Raw genomic sequence first — 18,012 nt, 5'->3', positions numbered from 1 at the left:
CGGGAACTCTTTCAGGTGCAGGTGGTCAAGGTCAGGCAGTTCGTGACGCGACCGATGAAGGTGTTGAAGGATCCTCCGCCAAGAGCCTGCAGAGCGATCACCAGGGCGATCGAGACGACTGCAATGATTAACGCGTACTCGACAACCTGGGCGCCTTCCTCGTCGAACAATAAGTTCGTGGGCATGAGTTTCTCCTTAGATAGGTTGGGTGTGGTTGGGATCGATGAGCAAGGTAGCGAAGGCGGGTCCGCGCTCTTCGGAGCGGTGCCGTCTTCGGGAACTCTTTCAGGTGCAGGTGGTCAAGGTCAGGCAGTTCGTGACGCGACCGATGAACGTATTGAAGGACCCGCCACCAAGAGCCCTCAGCGCGATCACCAAGGCGATCGACACGACGGCGATGATGAGCGCGTACTCGACGACCTGGGCGCCGTCCTCTTCCTTCGCAAGGGGACGCAGGAAGTTGTTGATCAGGAGAAGAAGGTAATTCATGAGTAACCTCAAGATTGAGTGAAAAGAAATAGTGGGTTGGGCGGAATCTCCGCCAGATTGAACGGGTTCGTCGTCTGTTGAACTCCTTTCCGCCAGAGGGATTGAAGACGTGCCCAGGTTGCAGCGGACCCCTAGCGGCCTCCGATGCCGCCGCCGATGTTGATGACATTCACCACCGGCGGCGGCTCCTTGAAGCTGTCGTGGTAGTGATTGAGCCCGTCATGCGTCGCCCRCCCATCCAGGCCCATCGCCATGTCCGGGTTCTTCCCGGCATCCGGATTGATGGTCATCTTTCGTTTCGAGTCGCGCACCGCATCGCCGAAGCGCGCGTCGTAGTTCGGCGTCGAGGTCTGGCAACCCGCGGCCAGCATGGCAAAGAGAATGGCAAGGGCCTGCGTCTTCATGGTCTGCACTCCTTATTGCTGCGGTTGGGGCGGCGGCTCGTCGGTCGGCGGCGTCCGGCTCTCCATCGCACCGTTGAGATAGATCTCGGCCCGGGTCGGCACCACGTGGTTGTCGGTCGGCAGCCGCGGCGATTCCGCCAGCGGCTTGACCAGGCGCGGCGTGATCACGAACAGCAACTCGGTCTGGTCGTTCTGGAATTCGACGCTGCGCGCCAGTGCGCCCACGACCGGGATTTCGCCGAGCCCTGGAAAGGCCTTCACGGCCTGGGCGATGTTGTTACTGATGAGACCGGCGATCACGAAGCTCTGGCCGTCGTTGAGCTGGACGGTGGTGTCTGCGCGGCGCACCCTCATCGAAGGCAGCACCGACGTGACGCCGTTGACCGTGGTGAAGGGCGAGCCGGTCTGGGAGAGGTCCGACACTTCGGAGACCATCTTCAGATTGATCAGGCTGCCGTTCAGGACCGTGGGCATGAACTTCACGCCGATGCCGAATTCCTTCTCTTCCAGGGTGAGGACCGGCGTTCCGCCCGCATTCGATTGCGCGACAGGAATGAAGATCTTGCCGCCCGAGAGAAAGCTCGCCTGCTGCCCGCTGATCGCCATCACGTTCGGCTCGGCCAGCACGCGCAGGACGCCGTCGTCCTTCTCGCCGTCGACGGTCAACCGGGCACGACCTATCCGCAACGCGTCGAGCAGCCCGGCGCCGCCGCTCAGGAAGTTCGACAGCAGCGTGTAGGTGTTCATGCCGTTGCTGTAGCTGTTCGTGTAGGCAAGTCTCGCGCCCAGCTTGTCGAGCAGCTTCTTGCTGACCTCGGCGATCTTGACTTCGAGCATCACCTGCTGCGCCGATGCCGTGCGCATCATGTTGATCACCTTCTTGCCCTCGCCGTACGAGGTCGCGAGGGTCATGACCTCGTCGAGCTTGCCCGGGTCGCTGACTTCGCCGCTGAGCACCAGCGTGTTCTCGGCGCCGCGCACCTTGACACGCGTCTCRCCGGGCATGATCTCGGCGAGCTTGGCCTGCAGCGCGCCCGGGTCGATGGTGACGACGATGTCTTTGATGAAGCACACGCCCTCGGCGTTCTGCATGATCACGTTCATCGAGCCCGCGCGCTTGCCGCGAAAGAACAGGTCGGTCGGGCTCAGCAACATGACCTCCATGTCGGCGACGCCATCGCCCCCGTTGCCCCCCTGCATGGGGCCCGGCATGGCCTGCGGCGGGACGGCCATCGGCATCCCGGGCATTGGCGCGTAGGCGCCGGGGGGCATCATCACGGGCCGCTGCGAGGGTGGCTGGCCGCTCACGAGGATGCGGGTCACGCGCGACTTGAGCGGGATGACCGTCGACTTGCCGAGCGTGACCGTGGCCGGCGTGTCGACCTCCACGCGCGCGCAGCGCTTGTGGTCGGAGAACTGGGCCGAGGCCATCGCGGGCGCCGTGGCGGACGCGGCCATCGCGGAGCCCTGTGCGGGCAGGGTCTGCGCCAGGGCACCGGGGCCGGACATCAGCACCGCGCAGGCGGCAAGGGCGACAACCGTTTTGTGGGGACGAAGCATGTTAGTCAAGAGCTGGGCTCCTTCTGGTGATCGGTTTTCAGAAGCAGCTCAGCGAGCGGCTGGCGTTCTGCACGACTTCGACGCAATTCGCTGGCGGCAACACCACCAGCCGGGGCCGGGGCGCGGCAGGCTTGGCCTCGGCCATGACCTTCGACTCGGCCGGAGCCGCGACCACTTCCTTGATGCCGAACAACTGGTTCTTGGTGATGCCCTTTGTGGCCACGGTCTCGCTGTCGACCTGGTTGCGCAGCACCAGCGACAGGGTGCCGACGCTGCGCGCGAGATCGAGCCTTTCGGAATCCTCCAGGCTCAGCTCCAGCGTTACGGCGCTCACCACCTTGGGCTTGGTGTCGTCGCGCCCTGCCTCCTGCGCCACAGCCAGCACGAGCACGCGCTCGAGCACGGTCTTGCTGATCGGCTTGGCGTCCTCGCCTTTGCCCTTGTCCTGCTGGGCGTGCACGACCACGTCCACGTAGTTGCCCGGCAGGGCGAATCCCGCGACGCCGACCACGTCGTTGACGCGCACGGTCATCGCGCGTTTGCCCGGTGCGATGACGGCCGAGAGCCCGCCCTGCGTGCCCTTGGGCGCGAGCTTGCCCTCGAGCACGGCCTCGCCCCGCAACACGCCCACCTTGGCCACTCGGTCCTGCAGGTCCTTGACCTCCGCGAAGGTGCCGGGCGGCAGGGAGCCGCTCGGCCAATCCACGACCGAAAGCATTTGCGCGTTGATGCGGCTGCCGAGTTCGATGTCGATATTCGCGACCACCACCTTGTTGGACGCGATACCCCCCTGGCGGGCCACCCACCCGGCTGCATAAACGGCTGCGGCCAGGCCCGTCAGCAGCGCCAAAACCAAAAGACTCAGTGCCTTGATATTTCTCATTGCCTGCCCCAGTAATTAATTCCTGTCATGCCTTCGACCGCTGCCTCGGCTCATGCGAAACCCAATTGCCGGCCCATCACGTAGCCCATCGTTCCGATGCTGATGCAAATGCCGTAAGGGAGCTTTCCAACCGATTCATGCACATCGACATGAGCTTCCGGCCTGACGCCTGACATGCTCAAAGCGGACATTTCGTACACCGCGGCTTTGGCGTTGTCCAGCAAGCGGCGCAGCTTTCCCTTGCAAAGTCCAAATCCAATGGCTGCTATTCCGCCGACGATGAAAGCGAAAAGGACGGCCTGGAATGCTTCATAAACACCGAGAAATGCGCCGACCATGGCCATGAGCTTCACGTCGCCCGCCCCCATGGCACGCAGCGCATAGAGAGGTAGCATGACGATGAAGCCAAGCAAGAGCCCTCCGAACGCCACCAGAAAGGCCGTCGGCGGCGAGACGGCAATGGCCGTCTTGTAGATCAGCGCGAATGCGGCGCCGCCAATCGTCAGCCAATTGGGAATCCTGTAGCTGCGGTAGTCGCTGACAGAGGCGAAGACGAGCAGYGAGAACAAGACCGCAGTTCCCGGATCGGTCGCCAGCATGCCGAGAAGCTCGAGCAGTGCGTGAAATTCTTGTGTATTCACACTCTTCCGTTCATTCAAAAAAAATCTTATCAATTCCTTCGCCATGCAAGCAACAGAAGCATGCAGACGACCAGAATGAGAGAGCCAATGAGCGCGTATTCCATCAACGAAGCACCGGACTCGTCTTTCAATAAATCAGTGAGCACGTATGACAGGCGGTCGGCAAATCGCATTCAGTTCTCCCAATTGTTCTTTCATATTGGAATGTGTTGCATTTGCCAGCTCGGCATCCGCTCTGACTCCAATGTAGGAGCGAGATAAAGCCGACGCATGAGCGCTGCGTCCTGGATTCGGCAGGACAGACCGCTTCTTTTTGACCCGAGAGATCTAGGACAAAAAGACTACCAAAGCACTCATTCTTGAGGCTGGGCATGTGGACCGGCGCGCCTCGGCAGACGCGCAACCTGGGCTATCGCGTCAGCGCGAACTTCGCATTGCGCACGGATGCGCCAGAGGTCAGGCACCAGGGTGGTTGAAAACGGTCGCGCGATCGCCTTATTGAGCTTCAAGTCGAAGTCGATCTCGCCCCATCGGGCGCCGCGCACTTCCCCCGAGCTGGCCGCGGTCAGGACTGCGAGCTCCAAGGCCCCGGGCGCTCATGCCATCGATCTTGCGCAGCACCGCCATGAACGCGCCGGCGTCGTCGACCTGCAGCGCGCGGGTGGTGCTTCACCTTCCTGATCTTGCGCGGCCTGGCCAGCAGCGGATCGAGGTGCCCACGCCAGCGCGCGGGGTTGTCGCCCGTTCGGTGGCCGCGGGCGGTTGCCCAGCCCAGGACCGTCTCGATTCGGCCGCGCAGGCGGGACGCAGTCTCGGTCTTGGTGGACCAGATCGACTCGAGCGCGCATGTTGGACGTAGTTCCGGCGGAGAGTGTGAGATTCGAACTCACGGACGGTTGCCCGTCGGCAGTTTTCAAGACTGCTGGTTTAAACCACTCACCCAACTCTCCTGGACTGCCTTCGTCGCGCGGGAAGGCAGGGTCGGGATTTTAGTCTGAGCCTTGGGCCGGCTCGGCCGCCGAATCCGGCGCCCACCCCCGCAGCACCAGGTTCACGATGCCTTCGGCCCACACCCGCCGCTCGTCCGGCCCGGCCAGGGGCTTCGAGATGAAGAAGCGCACCCCGCCGAAGGCCAGGGTCGACAGCTGCACCGCCGCCAGCTCAGCATGGGGCACGTGCAGCTTGCCCGCGCTGTGCGCCTCGGCCAGGTACTCGACCACCGGCGCCAGCACGTAGCTGTTCTCGGCGTAGAGCGCCTTGGCCAGCTCGGGGAAGCGCACCGCCTCGGCGATCACCAGGCGCATCAGCGCCAGGGTCTTGGGTTCGGTGGCGCTCAGGTACATGCGCTCGACCAGGTCGATGAGGGTTTGACGCTCGTCGCTTCCGCGGTGCACCAGCGTGTTCTGCATGGTCTCCCGGGCGTCGCTGACGGCGCGGTGCGCCACCTCGCGGAACAAGGCTTCCTTGTTGTCGAATTGGCGGTAGATGGTGATCTTGGCCACGCCGGCCTCGCGGGCAATGGCCTCGATGCTGGTGGCCGAGTAGCCCTTCTCCAGAAATGACACAAGCGCCGCCCCCAGGAAGGATTCGCGAAGCGCGGCCGCCTGCTCGGGGCTGGGCCGGCCGCGGGCGCGGCGCTTGATGGCGGCGGCGGTGCTTGTCTCTGGGGCTTCGGTGTCGAATTCGTTGTTCTGGTCCATGGCTTTGTCCCCCTCTCAGTCCGGCAGAAAAATGGACTGCAGGTCGCTCAAAAAGTCGAAACCACGCGTCGTCGGCCAGACGCGTGCAAGGTCTCTTTCTATCAAACCCTTGCGCTCGGCCTCCTCGAGACCGCGCTGGATGGAGGTAATGGCCAGCCCGGTGCGCTCCCCGAACTCCGCCAGCGTAAACCCATCCTTCAGTCGCAGGGCATTGAGCATGTATTCGAAGGGCAAGGCCCCAATTCCGACCTCGTCGCTCTGGGCAACGGCACGGCCGGCGATCGCGTTGTCCATGTACAGCCGCGGCTCCCGGTACCGCACCTGCCGCACCACCCGGTGCGCAAACGTCAACTTGCTGTGGGCGCCGGCGCCGATCCCCAGGTAATCGCCGAACTGCCAGTAGTTCAGATTGTGTGCACAGATATGGCCCCTGCGAGCGTAGGCCGATATCTCGTATCGCTGGAGGCCGTTGGCCGCCGTGCGCTCGGTGATGCGGTCGAGCATGTCGTAGGCCAGGTCGTCCTCCGGGATCACGGGCGGAAACTTGGCGAAGTAGGTGTTGGGCTCGATGGTCAGGTGGTATACCGACAAGTGTGGCGGTTGCAGCGCCAGGGCCTGGTCGAGGTCGGCGTCGAGGCCTTCCAGGGTCTGGCCCGGCAGCGCGTACATCAGGTCGAGGTTGAAGGTGTCGAAGGCGGCCGCGGCCTCTTCCACCGCCGCGATGGCCTGGGCGCGATCGTGCACGCGGCCCAGCGCCTTCAGGTGCTCGTCGTTGAAGCTCTGCACCCCCACCGACAGCCGCGTGACACCGGCCGCCCGGTAGGCGCGGAAGCGGTCGCGTTCGAAGGTGCCGGGGTTGGCCTCCAGCGTGATCTCGCAGTCGGGCGCCAGCTTGAGGCGGGCCCGCAGGTCGCCGATCAAGCGGTCGATGGCGGCCGGCGAGAACAGGCTTGGCGTGCCGCCGCCGATGAAGATCGTGTGCACCGTGCGGCCCCACACCAGCGGCAGCGCGGCGTCGAGGTCGGCCACCAGGGCGTCGATGTAGCGCTGCTCGGGCAGGGCCTGGTCGGTGTTACCGCCGCGCCATTCGTGCGAGTTGAAGTCGCAGTAGGGGCACTTGCGCAGGCACCAGGGCAGGTGCACGTACAGCGACAGCGGCGGCAGCGCCGCGAGTTGCAGCGGGCCCGGGCGCATCAGGTGCAGCGCGTCGTTGGCGCCGGCCGCGCCGTCGGCCGCCTCTTCGGCGCCGGTGGCGATCGGGATCACGATGCTCACGACAAGGGCCAGCGGTCGCGCATCAGGGCCAGCATCGCGCGCGCGGCCTGGCCGCGATGGCTGTTAGCGTTTTTCACGTCGGTGGGCAGCTGTGCAAAGGTCTTGCCGAATTGCGGCAGGAACATCACGGGGTCGAAGCCGAAGCCGTTGTCGCCGATCGGCCCGCGGGTGATTTCGCCCGGGGCGCGGCCGACCGCGATCAGGGGCTCGGGGTCGTCAGCGCTGCGCAGCGCGACCAGGGTGCTGACCAGCGCGGCGCGTCGGTTCTGCACGCCGTCCAATTGCTCGAGCAGCGCGCGCACGTTGTTGGCGTCGCCCTTCTCGTAGCCGAACTGGGTAGCGTAGTAGGCGGTGTCGACGCCCGGCAGGCCGCCGAAGGCCTCGACGCACAGGCCGGCATCGTCGGCGATGGCCGGCAGGCCGGTCGCCGCCGCCGCGTGGCGGGCCTTGGCGAGCGCGTTCTCGACGAAGGTACGGAAGGGCTCGTCGGCCTCGCAGACGCCGAGCTCGGATTGCCGCACCAACTCGATGTTGAGCGGCGCGAACAGCGCCTGCAGCTCGGCCAGCTTGCCGGCGTTGTTGGATGCGAGAACCAGTTTCATCGCCAGGGGGCGCAAGTCATCAGGCGGCCAGGGCCTGGGTCTGCAGCGCGGTCAGCTCGACGATGCCCTTCTCGGCCAGGGCCAGCAGCTGGTTCATCTCGTCGCGCGAGAAGGCGACGCCTTCGGCCGTGCCCTGCACTTCGACGAAGTGGCCGGCGCCGGTCATGACCACGTTCATGTCGGTGTCGCAGGCCGAGTCTTCGGTGTATTCGAGGTCGAGCAGCGGCGTGCCCTTGACGATGCCGACCGAGACCGCGGCCACGTGGCCGAGGATCGGCGTCGCCTGGATCTTGCCGTCGGCCAGCAGCTTGCTGACCGCGTCCTGCGCCGCCACGAAGGCGCCGGTGATGGCCGCCGTGCGGGTGCCGCCGTCGGCTTGCAACACGTCGCAGTCGAGGTGGATGGTTCGCTCGCCCAGGGCCGACAGGTTGAACACGGCGCGCATCGAGCGGCCGATGAGGCGCTGGATTTCCTGCGTGCGGCCGCTCTGCTTGCCGCGGGCCGCTTCGCGGTCGCTACGGGTGTGGGTGGCGCGCGGCAGCATGCCGTATTCGGCCGTGACCCAGCCCTCGCCGCTGYCGCGCTTGTGCGGCGGCACCCGCTCTTCGACCGAGGCGGTGCACAGCACGCGGGTCTGGCCGAACTCGATCAGCACCGAGCCTTCGGCGTGGATGGTGTAGCCACGGGTGATGCGCACGGGGCGGAGCTGGTCGGCCGCACGGCCGCCGTTTCGAACGAAAACTGTCATGGTGATCCGGGAAAAAGAAACGGGAAATTCAGGCAGCAAGGGTCGGGCTGCTTCAGCCTTTGCGGGCCGCCGAGCGCTTGATGGCCTCGTTGATCTCGGCGATGGAGCGCTCGATGGCGTCGTCGTCGAGGTCGTCGAGCTCGCTGTCGGAGGGCATGCCGGCCTGGATGGTGGAGGCGAACACGCCGTCGCTAATGCTGTCGGTCGACACACCGCGCTTTTCGCCCGGCGCGTCGGGGGTTTCCCATTCGAGGGCGATCAGGGTGACGTTGTCGCTGAGGGTGCCGCCGTTGCGCAGGGCCATCTCGGCCAGGTCGGGCGCCGAGTCGGAGACCGGCTTGCCGGACGAGAGGATGTGCACGATGAGGTGGTCGTCGAGCACGCCCCAGACGCCGTCGGAGCACAGCATGATGCGGTCGCCGCGCTGCAGCGGCAGCGGCGCCGAGACGTCGAACAGTGGCGTGGTCGGCGAGCCCAGGCAGGTCAGCAGCAGGTTTCGGTTGACCGGATCGGGGCCGGCATTGGCGCGCGGGCGCTCGGCGTGGGAATGGTCGCGGGTTCGGACGAGCAGTTCGCCGTCGCGGATCACGTAGAGGCGCGAGTCGCCGCAGTGGATCCACGTGGCGGTGTTGTCCTGGATGACCGCCGCCACGACCGTGGTGCGGGGCGTGTCGAGCATCGCCTTGTTGCCGGCGTAACGCATGATCTGCTGGTGCGCGGCCATGACCGATGCCGTGAGGAAGGCCTTGACATCCTTGACAACCGGCCGTGCCTCGCGCTGGTAGAGCGCCGCGATGGTCTGCAGCGCCAGCTGGGCGGCCACCTCGCCTTCGGGGTGCCCGCCCATGCCGTCGGCCAGCACGAAGAGGCCCGACTCCCGCGTGTAGCAGTAGCCCATGCGGTCTTCGTTCTTGAGGCGGCCACCTTTGCGGCTGACCTGGAATACGGAGAACTTCATGCGGGACGTGTGGTGGGTGCTGCGGCCTTGGGCAGGCCCTTCTTTTCGAAGGAACGCATGTTGTCGATGGAAAGCCGTACTTTCTCGCCGACCGTGAGCTTGGTGTAGCGGCGCTCGCCTTCGCGGCTGAGCTCTTTTTGCAGCGCGAACACCGACTGCGGGCGCGACAGCGGGTCGAGCGACATGCACCACTCGACCACCTCGATCAGGTTGTCGGAGTAGATGCCGCGCAGCCGCGAGAGCGACAGACCGAGGCGGTCTTTCTCGATGCGCTGGGGAGCGTCGTTGGGCGGGTAGCCCTGCATGCAGGCGTAGATGCAGGCGCCGATGGCGTAAATGTCGGTCCAGGGGCCCATCGACGAATCGCGCCGGTACATCTCGGGAGCCGCGAAGCCGGGGGTATACATCGGGCGGATGAAGTTGCCTTCCTTGGACAGCACCTCGCGGGCGGCGCCGAAGTCGATCATCACGGCGCGGTCGTCGTCGGTGACGAAGATGTTGGCGGGCTTGATGTCCAGGTGCAGCATCTTGTGCTGGTGGACGATGCGCAACCCGCGCAGGATCTCATCGAAGAGCGAACGGATGGTCGACTCGCGGAATACTTTCTGCTTCTTCAGGTCGCGCGCGGTGACGATGAAATCCTGCAGGGTGGCGCCCTCCAGGTAGTTCATGACCATGTAGACGGTCTCGTTCTCGCGAAAGAAGTTGAGCACGCTGACCACCGAGGCGTGCGAGATCTGGGCCAGCGAGCGGCCTTCTTCGAAGAAGCTCTTGAGGCCCAAGCGGTAGAGGGAGAGCTTTTCGGGCGGCACCTGGGGGGCGAGCTCGCCGGTGCCGCGGGCGGCCAGCGACGAGGGCAGGTATTCCTTGATGGCGACTTGCTGGCCGCTGTTGTCGACGGCCAGGTAGACGACGCCGAAGCCGCCAGCGGAAAGCCTCCGCACGACGCGGTAGCCCCCGATCATGGTGTCGGGAAGCAGGGGCGAAGGTTTGACCTTTGACATAATCCGGGAGTTTCGCCCGAAGGCGATGGTGCGGCAAGCGAACGCCGTGCCGAGCCCTCGGTGAAAAGCAAACAAACCACAGCGAGGCGCGATGCCAGTTTACAGCATGACCGGCTATGCCAGCGGCCAGAACGGCCCCACGGGCAGCCACCCCGACGCCGAAGCAAGGCCCCAGCCAGCGGGCCGACTCGGGGTCGAGATCCGTTCGGTCAACAGCCGATTCCTCGACCTGACCTTCAAGCTCCCCGAAGAGCTGCGCCAGCACGAACCGGCGCTGCGCGAGCTGCTCACCGGGCAGTTGAAACGCGGCAAGGTCGAGCTGCGGGTGGCGATCGAGAACACCGCCAACGCTGGTGTCGCCGACGCGTCGCCCAAGCTACTTCAGCGGCTCAACGGGGTGCAGGACACCATCAAGGCCTGGCTGCCGAGCGCCCGCGACCTGAGCGTGGCCGACGTGCTGCGCCTGGCCGCTGGCGATACGGCGCCCCGGGGCGACTGGGGGCCGGAGCTGACCGATCTCACCGACAAGACCGTGAAAGCCCTGATGGCCGCCCGCGAGCGCGAAGGTGCGCGGCTGGCGAAGATGCTGCTGGACCACCTGGGACAGCTGCGCAAGCTGGCGGCCCAGGCGCTGCCGCTGGTGCCGAAGCTGGTCGAGCAGCAGCGCACCCGCTTTCTCGAACGCTGGACCGAGGCCATGGGCCTGGCCGGCGGCACCACCCCGCCCGAGGCGGCGCAGGACCGGGCGCTATCGGAAGCCACGGCCTTCGCGATCCGCATCGACGTCGCTGAAGAGCTGACCCGGCTGGATTCGCACCTGGACGAGATCGAGCGGCTGGTGAAAAAGGGTGGCGAGATCGGCAAGCGGCTCGACTTCCTGATCCAGGAGCTGCACCGGGAGGCCAACACCCTGGGGTCGAAGTCGGCCACGCTGGAGCTGACGCGGATCGGGGTGGATATGAAGGTGCTGGTGGAGCAGATGCGGGAGCAGGTGCAGAACATCGAGTGAGGGGCGGCACCCGGCTGCCGGCCCTATCGATCTGTCTTCTGAGGTTCCCCCTCGTCGGGTGTCGTTCCGAATTCGTCGTGTTTCTTACTGCTTCCGCGCGCCCGGTCGACCGGATACTTCAGCGCGTTAACCCGAAGCTTGCGCTGCGCCGCTGCGACCGGATCGATGCCCAGCGCGCTTCCCAACTGAATGAGGTACAGCAGGACATCGGCCATCTCGGCGCCCACCGCGTCGCGCTGTTCCGACGCCAGCGCCCTGCTCTGCGCCTCGGTCAGCCACTGGAAATGCTCGAGCAGTTCGCCCGCCTCGACGACCAATGCCGAAGCAAGGTTCTTCGGGGAATGAAATTGCTGCCAGTCCCGCTCCCTGGCGAACTGGTCGAGGTGGTTCGCGAGCTCTCGGAGGGAATCGGTCATGGCCGGGGTGATTTGGGCTTACGATGTACAGAATTATGTACTTCTTGCGGAGCTTTCGATGCCCATCACCACTGCGGACGTGGTTCCCCTGACCCAGGCCCGTGCGACGCTTTCCGAGCTGGCGGACCAGGTCAAGGCGGGCGCCGAGAAAATCATCACCAAGAACGGCGAAAGCTATGTCGCACTGATCGACTCGGATCGGCTTGATTACTACCACCGCCTCGAGCGCGAACGGATCCATCTGGTGCTGCTGGACGAGGTCGAAAAAGGCCTCGCGGACGTGACGGCCGGCCGGACCCGCAATGCGCGCGGAGCGCTGGACGAACTCAAGCGTACTGCCAGTCGATCCCTCCAGCCAAACGGAGGCCAACGCTGACACGCGTGGCCCAACAGTTCGCCGCGGTCAGGTTCACCGCGAACTTCGAAGCCAACCTCGAACGGATTGCCGCCTTCTGGGCCGAGCAGGGCGCGCCGCAAGTCCATGCTCGCCTTCTCGACGAACTCGGCGACACGGTCATCGGCAACCTGGAGCGCCATGCCCGAATCGGCCGCAGATTTCTCGCGCGCACGGGCCAATCGATCGAAGTACAGGAACGCGTGATGGGATTGCGCAAGCGCTTCGGCAACGTCGAGGTGAGGGAGTATCTTTCCGGCGACTATCTTCTGCTCTACGACCTGGCTGAAGAAGGCACCGCCCGGGAGCCAGCGCTGACGGTGAACCTGCTGGCGATCAGGCACCAACGGCAGCTTTCATTCGATTTCGAAGCTTTCTGGCAGGCCAATCGAGGAGAAGACGGCGGCTGACGGAACACCCGAGTCACAAGCGCAGCCGCTCAACCGTCTGAGGTGCAAATGACCGACCCCACCACCACCTTCAATCGCCTTCGCCCGCGCCTGCAGGGCATCGCCTACCGCATGCTCGGCGCCGTGGCCGAGGCCGAGGACGTGGTGCAGGACGCCTGGCTGCGCTGGCACGAGGCCGAGCAGGAAAATATCGACAACGCCGAGGCCTGGCTGGTGACCATCACCACGCGGATCTCGATCGACCGGCTGCGCGCCGCCAAGGTGCAGCGCGAGCATTACGTCGGCTACTGGCTGCCCGAGCCGGTGCTGACCGACGAGCCCAGCACGCCCGAGCAGACCAAGGAGCTGTCCGACGACGTCTCGGTGGCCTTCCTGTTCATGCTCGAACGGCTGGCGCCCGAGGCGCGGGCCGCTTTCCTGCTGCGCGAGGTGTTCGATGCCGACTACGACGAGGTGGCCAAGGCGATCGGCAAGAGCGAGGCGGCCTGCCGGCAGATCGTGCACCGCGCCAAGACGCAGCTGCGCGAGGAGCGGCCCCGCTTCTCGGTCTCGCGCGACACGCACCACCAGCTGATGCGCGGCTTCGCCGAAGCTCTGTCGCGCGGCGACTTCGCGGCCATGAACGGCATGCTGGCCGAGAACGCCGAGCTGATCGGCGACGGCGGCGGAATCGTGCCGAGCTTCGGCAAGCCGCTGCTCGGCGGCCAGCGCATCGCGCAGCTCTTCTATGCCAACCACCTGCGCTTCGGCAGCGGCGTGCGCGTTGAGCTCGCGATGGTCAACGGCGAATGGGCGCTGCTGCGCTTCATCGACGGGGTGCTCGAATCGGCGCAGTCGTACGAGACCGACGGCGAGCACATCACGCGCATCCATGTGCAGCGCAATCCCGAGAAGCTGGCGCGGCTGGCAGCCGCTTTCCAGGGACATTGAGGCGGGGTCTGTCACAAACCGGCGATCTGGCGCGTCTTGTGGGTATGGATGCAAAAAAGATCCGTCCATACCGCGAAGTTTCGCAAGCGGATGCCTCAGCCGTTCTGGGGCTCTCTCTTTAGGAAGTGACCATGACCCAACGAATCAACGCCATGCAGCAATCGCCCGAGCTGTTCAAGAAATTCGTCGAGTTCAGTATGCTGGAGAAGAACGGCGCCATCGAGCAGAAGATCCTGGACCTCGTGCACATCCGCGCCTCGCAGATCAACGGCTGCGGCTTCTGCCTCGACATGCACGTGAAGGAAGCCAAGCTGCACGGCGAGCGCGAGTTGCGCCTCTACCATCTGCCGATTTGGCGCGAATCGACCCTGTTCAGCCCGCGCGAGCGCGCCGCGCTGGCCTGGACCGAGATCCTGACCAAGCTGCCCGAGCACGGCGTGCCCAACGACATCTACGACCGCGTGCGCACCCAGCTGTCGGAAAAGGAGCTGTCGGACCTGAGCTTCGCCGTGATGGCGATCAACGCCTGGAATCGCCTCAACGTCGGCTTCCAGACCGTGCCAGGCTCGGCCGACAAGGCCTACGGCCTCGACAAGGCAGGACTGGAGTGAACATCATGAAGATCGTCGTCATCGGTGGCTCCGGCCTCATCGGAAGCAAGCTCGTCGCCAACCTTCGCCAACGAGGCCATGAGGTGCTCGCGGCCTCGCCGGCCTCGGGCGTCAACACGATCACGGGCGAAGGCCTGGCCGAGGCGCTCAGGGGCGCGCAGGTGGTGGTCGACGTGGCGAACTCGCCTTCGTTCGAGGACAAGGCGGTGCTGGAATTCTTCGAGACCGCGGGCCGCAACCTGCTGGCCGCGGAGGCCGCGGCAGGCGTCAAGCACCACGTCGCGCTGTCGGTGGTCGGCACCGACCTGTTGGCCGAGAGCGGCTACTTCCGCGGCAAGATCGCGCAAGAGAAGCTGATCCGGGCCGGAGGGATCCCCTACACGATCGTTCAGTCGACGCAGTTCTTCGAGTTCCTGGGCGGCATCGCACAGTCGGGCTCCGATGGAGAGGCCGTGAAGCTGTCGCCCGCCTTCGTGCAGCCGATCGCCTCGGACGACGTGGCGGCGGCGATGGCCATCTACACGCTGGGCGAGCCGGTCAACGGCGTGGTCGAGATCGCCGGGCCGGAGCGGGTGCGGATGCCCAAGCTGGTGCAGCGCTACCTGGCCGCAATGCACGATCCGCGCAAGGTCGTGGCCGATCCGCAGGCGCGCTACTTCGGCGCACTGCTGGAAGACGGCACGCTGGTGCCGAGCGGCAAGAATCCGTGGCTGGGGTCGGTGGGGTTCGAGGACTGGTTCCGCAAGTCCGTCGCCTCGAAGTAGCCGTTCACGGGCTGCGCAGGCCCAGCCCCCCGACCCGCTCCACCCGCTTGCGCACCGCGCCCTGCATCACCTCCGGCGCCGCCACCAGCGTGAACCAGTGCCGGGCCCGCGTGATGCCGGTGTAGACCAGCTCGCGTGTCAGCACCGGGCCGGCCCGCTCAGGCAGCAGCAGGGCCGCGTGCGCGAACTCCGAGCCCTGCGACTTGTGGACCGTCATTGCGAACACGGTCTCGACCGCGCGCAGGCGGCTCGGCAGCACCCAGCGGATGCCGTCCTGGCCGTCGCCGGCGGCGAAGGCCACGCGCAAGGTCCAGCGCGGGTGCTGCTCGCCGGGCACCCAGGCCGGCATCGCCAGCGTGACGCCGACGTCGCCGTTCATGAGGCCCAGTCCGTAGTCATTGCGGGTGACCAGCACCGGGCGGCCCGGGTACCAGCCGCCATGCTCGGCTTCGAGCAGGCCCTCGGCGCGCAGCAGGCCGGCGATGCGCTGGTTCAGTCCCTCGACGCCCTGCGGGCCACTGCGCAAGGCGCACAGCAGCTGGAACTGGCCATAGGCCGCGAGCACCTTGCGCGCCCAGGCGTCGAAGTCGGCCTGCGGGGCATCGATGCCCGGCTGGCCTTCGCACATCCGCGTCAGGTAGCGGCGGTAGCCGGCCGGCGGCGGCACGGGTTTGCCGCCGTTGAGGCGCCCCTGGCCTTGGCCCGCGAAGCCCTCGGCTGCGCCATCGACAACCAGTCGACGCAGCGCCGCGTCGTCGAGGCTGCGCTGCTGCGACAGGTCCGCATAGCCGCGATCGAACACGCGCCGCACGGCGCCGGCGTCGCCCGCATTGACCGCCTCGGCCAGCTTGCCGATGCCGCTCGCGGCGCTGAAGCGATGGCTGACGCGCAGCTTGACCACCGCCTGGTCGAGCGGGCTGCCCGCGGCATCGCACAGCTCCGGCTCCAGCATCTCTCCGGTAACGGCCTCCAGCCAGGCGGCGGTGTCGGCGCTGTAGTGCCCGGCATCGGCGCGCTGGCAGAGGTCGCCCAGCACCGCGCCGGCTTCGACAGAAGCGAGCTGGTCCTTGTCGCCGAGCAGGATCAGCGGCGCATGCGGCGGCAGCGCGGCGAAGACGGCGGCCATCATCTCGAGGTCGAGCATCGAAGCTTCATCGATCACCAGCAGGTCGAGCGCCAGCGGATTACGCGCATCGTGGCGGAAGTGGCGGGTGTCGGGGCGGCTGCCGAGCAGCCTATGCACCGTCGTGACCTCGGTCGGAATGGCCGCACGCACCGCCGCCGGATCGGCCAGCCCGTCCAGCGGCAGACGCTCGACCGCGCCGGCGATCGATTCGTTGAGCCGCGCCGCCGCCTTTCCGGTGGGTGCAGCCAGCCGGATGCGCAGCCGACGCCCCTCGCCGCCGGCCAGCGCCAGGTGCTGCAGCACGGCCAGCAGGCGCACCACGGTGGTCGTCTTGCCGGTACCGGGGCCGCCGGTGATGATGCCGAAGCCCTGCCGGGCGGCGAGCGCGCAAGCGATCTTCTGCCAGTCGACGGCGGCGCCGTCGCGGTGCGGGAACAGCACGTCGAGCGCGGCCGCCAGCGTGGCCTGCGACTCGGGCGCCGCCGCCGCGGTCGGCATCGCCACGCGCCCGGCGATTGCCGCGCGCACCGACTGCTCGTACTGCCAGTAGCGGCGCAAGTAAAGGCGGCTGCCGACGCGCACCAGTGGCGTCGCGCCGGGACCGCTGCCGACCAGCGCGGGATGGGTCAGCGCCTTGGTCCAGCGCGCCAGCGTCACGCCAGCCAGCAAGACCGACGGCGCGATGATCAGCGCGGCATCGTCGGCTGCCCGCGCTGCGCCTTCGGGCGGCATCGACAGGGCCAGTCCCGCATCGGCCAGCGCCGCCTGCAGATCCAGGCAGGCATGGCCGCGGCCCAGTTGATGGCTGGCCAGCGCGGCGCCGAGGATCAGCAGCGGATCGGCATCGGGCGCCTTCTGCGCCAGGAAGGCCGCGAAGCTGCGGTCGAGCGCACGCAGCCAGCCTTCGGCGACCCAGCGATCGAGGTCGGCGAGCAGCGGCGCATGGCGCTCGGGCAGCGCGCCGAGGAAGACGCCGGTGGACACGGTCGAGGCCTTCATGCCGGCTGCTCCATCGCGGGGATCTCCTCACCGCCGAACAAGGCGTCGAGCGCATCGATCAGCGCCCTGGGTGGCCGCTCGCAGTGCAGGCCCTGGCCCGGCGCCGCATGGCCGCGCAGGAACAGGTACACCGCGCCGCCGACATGGCGCTCGTAGTCGTAATCGGGCAGCCGCGACCGCAGCAGCCGGTGCAGCGCGAAGACGTAGAGCACGTACTGCAGTTCGTAGCGGTGCTGCATCACGGCCTCGCGCAGCGCGGCGGGCGTGTAGTCGGCGTCGCGCGGGCCGAGCCAGTTGGACTTGTAGTCGGCCACGAAGTAGCGGCCCTGGTGCTCGAACACGAGGTCGATGTAGCCCTTGAGCATGCCATTGAGCTGCTGCGGCAGCAGCGGCGCGCGCGGCGCGCCGTCGAGCGTGTGGCGGCAGACCAGCGCGTCGAGCGCGCGCAGGTCGACCTGCTGCACGCCGAACCAAAACTCCATCTCGATCTGCACCCGGCCGAGCGCCGCCGGGGCCACGGCGCCGGACTGCAGCGGGCCGAGGTCCAGCGGCGCCGACAGCCAGCCCATGAGCCACTCGCGCAGCGGCTCGGTCCATGCACTCCAACCGCTCAGGTTGCAGCGCCGGGCAATGAGGTCGGCCATGTCGACCTGCACCGCCGCGTCGGACCGCACGCTCGCGAAGCCCTGGCGGCCCACCCATTCGAGCAGGCCGTGCAAGAAGCTGCCCGGACCGGCGCCGCGCGGGAAGTCGTGCAGGCTGCCGGTGCTGGGCGCCGGCGCGTTGATTTCTTCTTCGGCTGTCAAGGCGTCGGAGCGGCTATCTGCATAGATGTCCTCGGCGGCGCTGGTCGGCGTCGGCGGCAGGGCCAGCCGCGTCGCCGGCTCGCCGAGCGCCAGCGCGGCCTCGTCGTCGAGCGTGTCGGCGGCCCGGCTCAGCGCCGAATAGCTGGCGATCCACCAGCGCTCGCGCGGGCCCGCGGGCACCGCGGGCTCGGGCGCGAGCTGCGGGGCGGCGGCGACCGGCCGATAGCGCGCATCGCCAGGCCCGGGCGCGGCTTCGACCGCGATCGCCGGACAGGTCTTGGCC

General features: G+C 66.8%; 23 protein-coding genes and 1 tRNA gene. 6 read left to right on the top strand and 18 right to left on the bottom strand.

Features of this window, described 5'->3' with window-relative positions:
- Positions 1-11: 11 nt before the first annotated feature.
- The 15 genes from AC1DY5_RS13250 to AC1DY5_RS13180 all read right to left on the bottom strand — a co-directional run bounded on the left by AC1DY5_RS13250 (position 12) and on the right by AC1DY5_RS13180 (position 10,264).
- Positions 12-185, bottom strand: a complete 174-nt coding sequence (locus AC1DY5_RS13250; protein WP_478111905.1) for a Flp family type IVb pilin — start codon at positions 183-185, stop codon at positions 12-14.
- A 100-nt stretch (positions 186-285) separates the two neighbouring features.
- The gene (locus AC1DY5_RS13245) at positions 286-489 is read right to left on the bottom strand and encodes a Flp family type IVb pilin (RefSeq protein WP_478111903.1); all 204 of its coding nucleotides are present in this window, start codon (positions 487-489) and stop codon (positions 286-288) included.
- 131 nt (positions 490-620) lie between these two features.
- Positions 621-893 carry a hypothetical protein gene (locus AC1DY5_RS13240; RefSeq protein ID WP_478111902.1) on the bottom strand — a complete coding sequence of 91 codons (273 nt, stop codon included), beginning with the start codon at positions 891-893 and terminating at the stop codon, positions 621-623.
- A gap of 12 nt (positions 894-905) precedes the next feature.
- Positions 906-2,453 (bottom strand): type II and III secretion system protein family protein, encoded by a 1,548-nt coding sequence (locus AC1DY5_RS13235; protein WP_478111910.1) that lies wholly within the window; start codon positions 2,451-2,453, stop codon positions 906-908.
- A 37-nt stretch (positions 2,454-2,490) separates the two neighbouring features.
- A complete protein-coding gene (cpaB, locus tag AC1DY5_RS13230) occupies positions 2,491-3,336 on the bottom strand; it encodes a Flp pilus assembly protein CpaB (RefSeq protein WP_478111901.1) in 846 nt (281 codons plus the stop codon).
- A gap of 50 nt (positions 3,337-3,386) precedes the next feature.
- Positions 3,387-3,977 (bottom strand): A24 family peptidase, encoded by a 591-nt coding sequence (locus AC1DY5_RS13225; RefSeq protein WP_478111900.1) that lies wholly within the window; start codon positions 3,975-3,977, stop codon positions 3,387-3,389.
- Positions 3,978-4,006: 29 nt separating this feature from the next.
- On the bottom strand, positions 4,007-4,150 hold the full coding sequence (locus AC1DY5_RS13220; RefSeq protein WP_478111898.1) for a Flp family type IVb pilin: 144 nt from the start codon (positions 4,148-4,150) through the stop codon (positions 4,007-4,009).
- 392 nt (positions 4,151-4,542) lie between these two features.
- A complete protein-coding gene (locus AC1DY5_RS13215; RefSeq protein ID WP_478111908.1) occupies positions 4,543-4,764 on the bottom strand; it encodes a hypothetical protein in 222 nt (73 codons plus the stop codon).
- Positions 4,765-4,842: 78 nt separating this feature from the next.
- Positions 4,843-4,927: transfer RNA gene (locus AC1DY5_RS13210), tRNA-Ser, on the bottom strand.
- 39 nt (positions 4,928-4,966) lie between these two features.
- On the bottom strand, positions 4,967-5,677 hold the full coding sequence (locus AC1DY5_RS13205; protein WP_478111897.1) for a TetR/AcrR family transcriptional regulator: 711 nt from the start codon (positions 5,675-5,677) through the stop codon (positions 4,967-4,969).
- Between the two features lie 15 nt (positions 5,678-5,692).
- Positions 5,693-6,871, bottom strand: coding sequence for a radical SAM family heme chaperone HemW (gene hemW, locus AC1DY5_RS13200; protein ID WP_478111907.1), 1,179 nt, complete (start codon positions 6,869-6,871; stop codon positions 5,693-5,695).
- A gap of 77 nt (positions 6,872-6,948) precedes the next feature.
- On the bottom strand, positions 6,949-7,554 hold the full coding sequence (rdgB, locus tag AC1DY5_RS13195) for an RdgB/HAM1 family non-canonical purine NTP pyrophosphatase (RefSeq protein WP_478111895.1): 606 nt from the start codon (positions 7,552-7,554) through the stop codon (positions 6,949-6,951).
- 19 nt (positions 7,555-7,573) lie between these two features.
- Positions 7,574-8,302, bottom strand: coding sequence for a ribonuclease PH (rph, locus tag AC1DY5_RS13190; protein WP_478111893.1), 729 nt, complete (start codon positions 8,300-8,302; stop codon positions 7,574-7,576).
- 52 nt (positions 8,303-8,354) lie between these two features.
- The gene (locus AC1DY5_RS13185; protein ID WP_478111891.1) at positions 8,355-9,260 is read right to left on the bottom strand and encodes a PP2C family protein-serine/threonine phosphatase; all 906 of its coding nucleotides are present in this window, start codon (positions 9,258-9,260) and stop codon (positions 8,355-8,357) included.
- Entirely contained in the window at positions 9,257-10,264 is a 1,008-nt protein-coding gene (locus AC1DY5_RS13180) for a serine/threonine protein kinase (RefSeq protein WP_478111889.1), read from the bottom strand. The genes AC1DY5_RS13185 and AC1DY5_RS13180 overlap by 4 nt, the downstream gene beginning before the upstream one ends.
- 91 nt (positions 10,265-10,355) lie before the next feature.
- Between AC1DY5_RS13180 and AC1DY5_RS13175 the strand changes: the two genes are divergently transcribed.
- Entirely contained in the window at positions 10,356-11,273 is a 918-nt protein-coding gene (locus AC1DY5_RS13175; RefSeq protein ID WP_478111887.1) for a YicC/YloC family endoribonuclease, read from the top strand.
- Between the two features lie 23 nt (positions 11,274-11,296).
- Here AC1DY5_RS13175 and AC1DY5_RS13170 read toward each other — a convergent pair whose 3' ends face one another.
- Positions 11,297-11,689 (bottom strand): nucleotide pyrophosphohydrolase, encoded by a 393-nt coding sequence (locus AC1DY5_RS13170; protein WP_478111885.1) that lies wholly within the window; start codon positions 11,687-11,689, stop codon positions 11,297-11,299.
- A 58-nt stretch (positions 11,690-11,747) separates the two neighbouring features.
- Between AC1DY5_RS13170 and AC1DY5_RS13165 the strand changes: the two genes are divergently transcribed.
- The 5 genes from AC1DY5_RS13165 (at position 11,748) to AC1DY5_RS13145 (ending at position 14,798) form a co-directional block, all read left to right on the top strand.
- Entirely contained in the window at positions 11,748-12,065 is a 318-nt protein-coding gene (locus AC1DY5_RS13165; RefSeq protein ID WP_478111883.1) for a type II toxin-antitoxin system Phd/YefM family antitoxin, read from the top strand.
- Positions 12,066-12,070: 5 nt separating this feature from the next.
- Positions 12,071-12,493, top strand: a complete 423-nt coding sequence (locus AC1DY5_RS13160) for a type II toxin-antitoxin system RelE/ParE family toxin (protein ID WP_478111882.1) — start codon at positions 12,071-12,073, stop codon at positions 12,491-12,493.
- 48 nt (positions 12,494-12,541) lie between these two features.
- The gene (locus tag AC1DY5_RS13155) at positions 12,542-13,423 is read left to right on the top strand and encodes an RNA polymerase sigma-70 factor (protein ID WP_478111880.1); all 882 of its coding nucleotides are present in this window, start codon (positions 12,542-12,544) and stop codon (positions 13,421-13,423) included.
- Between the two features lie 131 nt (positions 13,424-13,554).
- Entirely contained in the window at positions 13,555-14,034 is a 480-nt protein-coding gene (locus AC1DY5_RS13150) for a carboxymuconolactone decarboxylase family protein (protein WP_478111878.1), read from the top strand.
- Between the two features lie 5 nt (positions 14,035-14,039).
- Positions 14,040-14,798: an SDR family oxidoreductase gene (locus AC1DY5_RS13145; RefSeq protein WP_478111876.1), complete on the top strand. Its 759-nt coding sequence runs from the start codon at positions 14,040-14,042 to the stop codon at positions 14,796-14,798.
- Positions 14,799-14,802: 4 nt separating this feature from the next.
- Here AC1DY5_RS13145 and recD read toward each other — a convergent pair whose 3' ends face one another.
- Positions 14,803-16,923 (bottom strand): exodeoxyribonuclease V subunit alpha, encoded by a 2,121-nt coding sequence (recD, locus tag AC1DY5_RS13140; protein WP_478111874.1) that lies wholly within the window; start codon positions 16,921-16,923, stop codon positions 14,803-14,805.
- Positions 16,920-18,012: PD-(D/E)XK nuclease family protein (locus AC1DY5_RS13135; protein WP_478111872.1), on the bottom strand; the 1,093-nt coding region annotated here is incomplete at its 5' end. The genes AC1DY5_RS13135 and recD, both read right to left, overlap by 4 nt.

This window comes from Variovorax sp. P4_D9 (assembly GCF_056401695.1).
Note: the sequence above shows the minus strand (reverse complement) of the source record. Positions and strands in the feature narration are given on the sequence as shown.